The organism is uncultured Methanobrevibacter sp. (assembly GCF_900316895.1).
In the GTDB taxonomy this organism is placed as follows: domain Archaea; phylum Methanobacteriota; class Methanobacteria; order Methanobacteriales; family Methanobacteriaceae; genus Methanocatella.
Map to the genome: position 1 here is coordinate 23,292 of NZ_ONER01000014.1, position 6,467 is coordinate 29,758.

Consider the following 6,467-nt stretch of genomic DNA (forward strand, 5'->3'; position numbering starts at 1 on the left):
GGCCATTTAAAAGTGTTGGTTTCCTGTTTGATTACACCAAGCACCGCAATACATGGAATATATAGAAGTGAGAATGCCATGAAGGAAAATGCTGACAGAGGAGTGAATGTATCATGAACCAAACTTTTTATGCCCTCTTCATCGTCTTCTTCAAGGCCGCCCAATGTTCCTAATGTACCTACAATGGCCTCCTTAGCAAGCAATCCTGCAATGATTGCCACCGCTGCCTGCCAGGTTCCAAAACCGAGAGGTGCGAAAATCGGTGCAACTGCAGAACCGATCATTCCCAAAAGGCTTTGCTGTGATCCGTAAGGCACTCCCAATGGGAAAATGCTTAAAACCCAAATGATTACCACTGCAGCAAGAATGATTGTTGCCGCCTTTTTGATAAATCCTTTCACTTTTTCCCAGGTATGGATTAAAATACCCTTTACGGAAGGCAGCTTGTATGTCGGAAGTTCCATAACAAACGGAGATGACATTCCTTTAAACACTGTCCTTTTAAGAACCGCCGCAATTATGAGCGCTACAATAATACCTACAAGGTACATCACCAGCAGCATGGTTCCTGCATTGTCCGGGAAAAACGCCGCTGTAAAAATCGCATAAATCGGCAATCTTGCAGTACATGACATGAATGGGATGAGCATCATTGCAAGTATCCTGTCGGATTCGTTTTCCATGGTTCTTGTTGCCATTACAGCAGGAACCCCACAACCAAATCCTAAAATCATTGGAATGAATGCCTTTCCATGAAGTCCCACAAGCTTATGCATCACCAAATCAAGGGTAAACGCTGCCCTTGCAAGGTATCCGCAATCCTCCAGAAAACTCAAACATAAAAACATCAGGAAGATTATCGGCAGAAATGTCAAAACACCACCTACTCCACAAAACAGCCCTTTTTGGACAAATGAAGCCAAATATGGATTAGGTATTGATGCGGCCGCCATTGCTCCCCATTGAGTAAACACCTCATTAATGAATTCCTGCATAGGGGACCCGATGGTGAATACAATCTGGAACATCACCCACATCACTACAAGAAAAATCGGAATTGCAAGGATTCTATTTGTCAAAATCCTGTCAATCTTGTCTGAAATGGTCGGCTTTTCCACTTCAGGCTTATCAACAGCTTCTGCAATCAAACCGTCAATGAATGCATATCTCGCATTTGCAATAACCTCTTCAGAACTTTCGTTATAAATATCATAAAGGTGTTTGCTTACCTTATCAACTTCAACCATGATTTTGGAACTCATTGGAGACTGTTGGACTTTCTGAATTACGATTGAATCCTTTTCCAAAAGCTTGACTGCAGTCCAAATTGACGGAACATCCAATAAGTCGTTATCCTTTTCAATCAAATCCTGAAGATCCTCCAAATGTTCCTTGAGCTCAGCTCCGTAAGCCAACTTTTCACTAGTGTTGATGGGATTTGCAGCCTGTTTTTCGACAGTGTTGAGCAATTCCTCAATACCTTCTTTCTTTTTTGCATTTATTTCAATTATTGGAAAACCCAAAAGCTCGCTCATCAGGTCTATGTTAATGAAATGTTCCCGTCTTTTGGCAAAATCGTTCATGTTCAGTGCCAAGATCATGTTTGCTCCCAATTCCATCATCTGAACTGTCAGATACAGGTTACGTTCAATATTTGCTGCATCCACCACATTGACAATGACATCAGAATCATCATCCACAATGAAATCCCTTGAAACGATTTCTTCAATGGAATGGGCACTTAATGCATAATTGCCGGGCAAATCAACAATTTGATACTCATAATCACCATGATTGAAATATCCCTCAGCCCTTTCAACTGTCTTTCCGGGCCAGTTACCTACATGCTGGTGCATACCAGTCAATTGATTAAATACGGTTGTTTTACCCACATTGGGGTTTCCTGCCAATCCTACAATCAATTTTTTCATCAATCATTCTCCTTTTTCATACAATTATGCGTCAAATATTTTTGCCGTTTAAAAAAAATTAGGTTAAACTAAATATATGTTATTATTGAAGTTCATAATATTTAAAATTTAAGCATACAAAAAAGAAAAAATAATTGAACCTATAATAATCAAAGGGCATGCAGAAAACCTAAGAGATTTGAGACTCTCCAATATCTAATTTCAGACATTGGAACATCTTCAAATGTCCCACGCCTCATTTTCAGGGTCGTCCACATCGTCATAAATCTCTTCAGTCCAATAATTATCGTCAAAATAATCGTCGACTTCCTGGTTCAGACCCCAATTATGGTTATCATAATACGTATACGGGTCAAAATCATTCTTGACTTTAATGTTTTTGGTTTTTGTGGCTTTCTTATACTTGGAATCTCCCTTAAAGACCACTTTAACCTTGTAGCTGCCCACATCATACTTGACTCTGATTCCGCCATTGTACTGTTTGTAGGTCCACTTATAATTGCCGTTCTTATCGGTAATGGTGTAATTGATCATTCCGTTGGATTTGATTTCCCTGCCGTTCTTGTCGACCAATTTTATTACGATATAACCCTTATTCTTAATTACACAGTCGTCGGTTGATACCTTAACCTTTACCTTTTGCTTTGCTGTGACAGGACTTGCAAGCAGGATGCAAACTGCAAGTATTGCCAAAATGATGATGATTTTTTTATTCATGTTATTAAGTTGTTACAAATACTATTTAAACGTTGACACTAAAAATATTAATTAGTGATTTTATGATTGAATACGACGATATAATCAAGGAGTCCCCATTTATTGCAAATCACCTGATTACCTTAATCAAGACTCACGATTTCTACATGAACAAGCATATCAAAAGCGGAACTGACATTTTACCCAGCCAATATTATATGCTGCTGTTTTTATACTATGAAATGGGTACAAACCAGTCAGATATAGCAAAAGCATGCCTAATGGACAGAAGCGGAGTTTCAAGAGCCTTTAAGGAATTTGAGGAAAAAGGACTGATTGTACGGGAAATCGATGAGGAAAACAAAAGGGCCTATAAAATCACATTAACCAAAAAGGGAATCGAAACTGCAGAATTTCTGATTAGAAAAGAAAAGGAATGGGACGGCATGATTTGCGATGAGCTGAACATCCCCCGTGAGGAACTGCTCAAACTTCTTTCAGGCATTTCACTTAAATCACTTGAATTCAACCGTGAAAAATTCTAGTCATACCCTTCAGATTCCAAATAGTTATCAATATCGTAATTGTCACCATATTCGTAATGGTCATAATAGGCGCCGGGATCTGTTCTTGACAATGTGTATCTGTCAGGCACAACCGTGTGATAATGGCCGGAACCGCTGTCATAGCTACTCGGAGAGCTGTAGCTTGTTGTTGAATATGTTTGAGTAAACCCTGAACGGTTCAAATCCAAAATGTCATACATCAATTTGGATTCTGAGCATTCGATATCATCGCCTCCAACAATTATCCCATAGACCGCATTCTTATCAGGGAAATTGACCAAAAAGCAGGTCCCATTCATCGAAGAGACATAATCGGAAATATATCTTGTCTGGTTTGTGCTTGAAATGTCCGGATAGTTATTTGGCGAATCCTTCCACACAATCACATAACCCTTATGGCCGTAAGTATCTACATAGCTGATATTTTTTGCATTTTTCCAGCCCAAATTAAAGTTCAAATCTGTTTTGAAATTTCCGTCAGAGATGTCTTTTCTATTTATCTGTGCACAACCTTTCAAAGTCGCAACCAAAGCATTGTCTCCACCTATATCCTCAACGATCTTGTCACTGTAAACCGCTTGGGAAGGCGGAACGAGAAGATTGATTGCAGAGCCAACAATAAATGCAATCAGTAGCAAGGCCACAAACAAACCTATTAAAATTACTACAACTTTCCCGACATTAGCCATATTATTATATTAACACCTTAATAACATTTAAATTTAATGGAAACAATATTATCAAATCGCATAAATATTTTAAAATAACGTTATTATTTCTAATTAGCTTCAACAAGCTTTAAATTATAGTTTGTTCAATTAATAGCCATGATAGAATTAGTTATAGCATGTTTTATAGGAATAGCAATAGGAACAACAACCGGCATGATACCCGGCATACACGTCAATACCGCCGGAGCGATAATTTTTGCATCCTCCACATTCCTGCTGACGATAGTATCGCCGGAATTCCTATGTGTACTCATGGTTTCAATGTCAATTGCCCATGCACTGATAGAATTCGTCCCCTCAATGCTTTTGGGAGTGCCTCAGGAAGGAACGGCAACATCAATACTTCCGGGACACCGGATGGTGCTTCAGGGCAGATCAAAGGAAGTTATAAGAGTCGTGTCCGTCGGAGGATTTGGAGCAATAATCGTGACAATCATGATGCTTCCGGCCTTTGCAGTAGCTTTGCCGATTCTGCATGACATGTCAAAGCCCTATACATGGATAATACTTCTTGGCGCATCGATTTATCTTACACGTCGCATGACCGGAAACTTCAGGGACTTTCTGTGGGCCATTCTGCTCTTTGTGCTTTCAGGAGCTCTCGGCTGGATAATTTTCCAAACGCCGATATCATCGGGAATCACGCTGATGTGCACCTTTTCAGGGCTTTTCGGAATAAGCACAATACTTTTCAGCCTGAACGATTCCTCCACAATACCTCATCAGAATCCATTCTACGAGCTCAACATCGATTACGACAAGTTCAAAAGCATTTTTGCAGGAGGGATAACCGGCGCAATCCTCGGCTTTCTTCCGGGCTTCGGACCGGCACAGGGAACGGTGATAGCACAGGCAGTAAGCGGCACAAACGACAACAACGATGACGACACCGTGAATTTTCTGCTTGCAACATCAGGGCTGAACATTTCAGATTGTTTGTTCTCTTTAATTGCAATTTACATTATCGGAAATCCCAGAAGCGGAATAGCAGTCTACATGTCATATCTGATTTTTGAAATGGGCCTGAACCATCTGGCGATTTTCATTTTCGCATCATTGATTGCAGTTTCAGTATCATTGGTGCTTTCCCTGAAACTGGGAGACTCATTTTCAAGGCTGATGGGTGGTGTGGACTATAAGAAACTGTCCATTGGAGTCATTATTCTCCAGATTGCGATACTGTACCTGTTTATCTTTTACTACAAGGCACCGGTATTTTACATGAGCCTGGCTTTGATTACCTCAACAGCAATGGGAATGCTTCCCCACTACATTGGAATCGGAAAATCCCACCTGATGGGCGTTCTGATTATTCCTGCAATTGTTATCTACATGCAAATGTTTATTTAGGTGATTTGATGAAAAAACTAAACGAATATGTAAAATACTTAAATATGACAATTACAAAAATAAAGAACAAGGAATGTGTAGAATTGACTTTAAATATAGTTCTTCCATTATTATGCTTTATGAAAAACAACAAGATTATAAATAATGAGGAATTCAATATGATTATCAGCAAGGACATATTAAAAATCAAAGAATTGAAATATTACAAATTTAATGATTTTCATAATGTATCTGATGAAATTGAAGAATATCTTTCTGAATTTATAGATGAATCAATTGAATTACTTCCAAGCGATATGGATTATCAAAGCATTTATTTCTTGCTCTATGAGATTTTAATCAATGTTTACAAACATTCAAAATTTCACAATGCCTATTTGCAGATCATAACACATGATGAAGGAAATATCGATATTTGTATTTTTGATAACGGAATTGGAATCCCTGGAAGTTTTAAAGAAGCTTCAATGGAATCCGATAATGACTGCGAAGCAATATATGATGCAGTTAATGGAAAAACAACGGATAAAGAAAAATTTGTAATTCATGGAATGGGACTTAACTCAACCGCACGAATAACCACATTAGGCTTTGATGGTGAAGTATTGATTGCCTCAGGCAGGGGAATATGCGAAATTACAAAAGAAGGGGCAAAACCCTATTTGAATTCTCATGAAATAATTGGAACTTTTGTAATTCTAAGAATCAAAAACAAAAAAATCGGCAATATCTATGAATATTTAAAATATGAAAGTATAAATAAGATTAGTGAAGATTAATATGACACAAATAGAAATAAACCTTTCAAACAGATATAAAAATAAGTTAGGAATCGGTCCAACAGCAAAGAAGATATTTCATGAAGCAGAAGGCTATGATAAAGTGATTTTAAATTTTGAAAACATTGAATTCATGAGCAGGTCATTCGCCCAGGAATATGTTTTTCAAAAATATAATTCCAAATCAAAAGTCATTGAAATCAATATGAATGAAAATATTGAAGAATTATTGAAGTTAGTCACAGAAGAATACGAAGAGTACTTTAACGTGACTAAATAACAATCACATTTTCCGCCATCTTTTCGGCCTTTTTGACTATCTTCTCAACATCCACACCGGGGAATGCATCTATGACACATAAATCAGCATCACCAAATTCCAAATCCTCAAATGCCTCATTGAATATTTCATAG

At 38.0% G+C, this 6,467-nt stretch carries 7 protein-coding genes; 4 read left to right on the forward strand and 3 right to left on the reverse strand.

Going from position 1 to position 6,467, the window contains the following annotated elements:
* Together feoB and QZN27_RS03175 are read right to left on the reverse strand one after the other, a co-directional pair.
* The coding region (gene feoB / locus QZN27_RS03170) for a ferrous iron transport protein B (RefSeq protein ID WP_296783493.1) at positions 1 to 1,931 on the reverse strand (1,931 nt) is incomplete at its 3' end.
* A gap of 219 nt (positions 1,932 to 2,150) precedes the next feature.
* A complete protein-coding gene (locus tag QZN27_RS03175) occupies positions 2,151 to 2,648 on the reverse strand; it encodes a hypothetical protein (RefSeq protein WP_296783495.1) in 498 nt (165 codons plus the stop codon).
* Positions 2,649 to 2,710: 62 nt separating this feature from the next.
* On the opposite strand from QZN27_RS03175, the gene QZN27_RS03180 reads away from it, so the two are divergent.
* On the forward strand, positions 2,711 to 3,172 hold the full coding sequence (locus tag QZN27_RS03180; protein ID WP_296783497.1) for a MarR family transcriptional regulator: 462 nt from the start codon (positions 2,711 to 2,713) through the stop codon (positions 3,170 to 3,172).
* Here QZN27_RS03180 and QZN27_RS03185 read toward each other — a convergent pair.
* Positions 3,169 to 3,882, reverse strand: coding sequence for a hypothetical protein (locus QZN27_RS03185; protein WP_296783499.1), 714 nt, complete (start codon positions 3,880 to 3,882; stop codon positions 3,169 to 3,171). The two genes, QZN27_RS03180 and QZN27_RS03185, sit on opposite strands and share 4 nt — an antisense overlap.
* A gap of 138 nt (positions 3,883 to 4,020) precedes the next feature.
* On the opposite strand from QZN27_RS03185, the gene QZN27_RS03190 reads away from it, so the two are divergent.
* The 3 genes from QZN27_RS03190 to QZN27_RS03200 are packed head-to-tail and all read left to right on the forward strand — an operon-like array spanning position 4,021 to position 6,333.
* Complete coding sequence (locus QZN27_RS03190) at positions 4,021 to 5,274, forward strand: tripartite tricarboxylate transporter permease (protein ID WP_296783501.1); 1,254 nt, start codon at positions 4,021 to 4,023, stop codon at positions 5,272 to 5,274.
* A gap of 8 nt (positions 5,275 to 5,282) precedes the next feature.
* Positions 5,283 to 6,053, forward strand: a complete 771-nt coding sequence (locus QZN27_RS03195) for a hypothetical protein (RefSeq protein WP_296783504.1) — start codon at positions 5,283 to 5,285, stop codon at positions 6,051 to 6,053.
* 1 nt (position 6,054) lies between these two features.
* The gene (locus QZN27_RS03200) at positions 6,055 to 6,333 is read left to right on the forward strand and encodes an STAS-like domain-containing protein (RefSeq protein ID WP_296783507.1); all 279 of its coding nucleotides are present in this window, start codon (positions 6,055 to 6,057) and stop codon (positions 6,331 to 6,333) included.
* Positions 6,334 to 6,467: the final 134 nt, after the last annotated feature.

Excerpts from the sequence above, each read along its gene's own strand:
- QZN27_RS03200 (WP_296783507.1), top strand. The coding sequence starts at position 6,055 with ATGACACAAATAGAAATAAACCTTTCAAACAGATATAAAAATAAGTTA.
- QZN27_RS03175 (WP_296783495.1), bottom strand. The coding sequence starts at position 2,648 with ATGAATAAAAAAATCATCATCATTTTGGCAATACTTGCAGTTTGCATC.
- QZN27_RS03185 (WP_296783499.1), bottom strand. The coding sequence starts at position 3,882 with ATGGCTAATGTCGGGAAAGTTGTAGTAATTTTAATAGGTTTGTTTGTG.
- QZN27_RS03190 (WP_296783501.1), top strand. The coding sequence starts at position 4,021 with ATGATAGAATTAGTTATAGCATGTTTTATAGGAATAGCAATAGGAACA.
- QZN27_RS03195 (WP_296783504.1), top strand. The coding sequence starts at position 5,283 with ATGAAAAAACTAAACGAATATGTAAAATACTTAAATATGACAATTACA.
- QZN27_RS03180 (WP_296783497.1), top strand. The coding sequence starts at position 2,711 with ATGATTGAATACGACGATATAATCAAGGAGTCCCCATTTATTGCAAAT.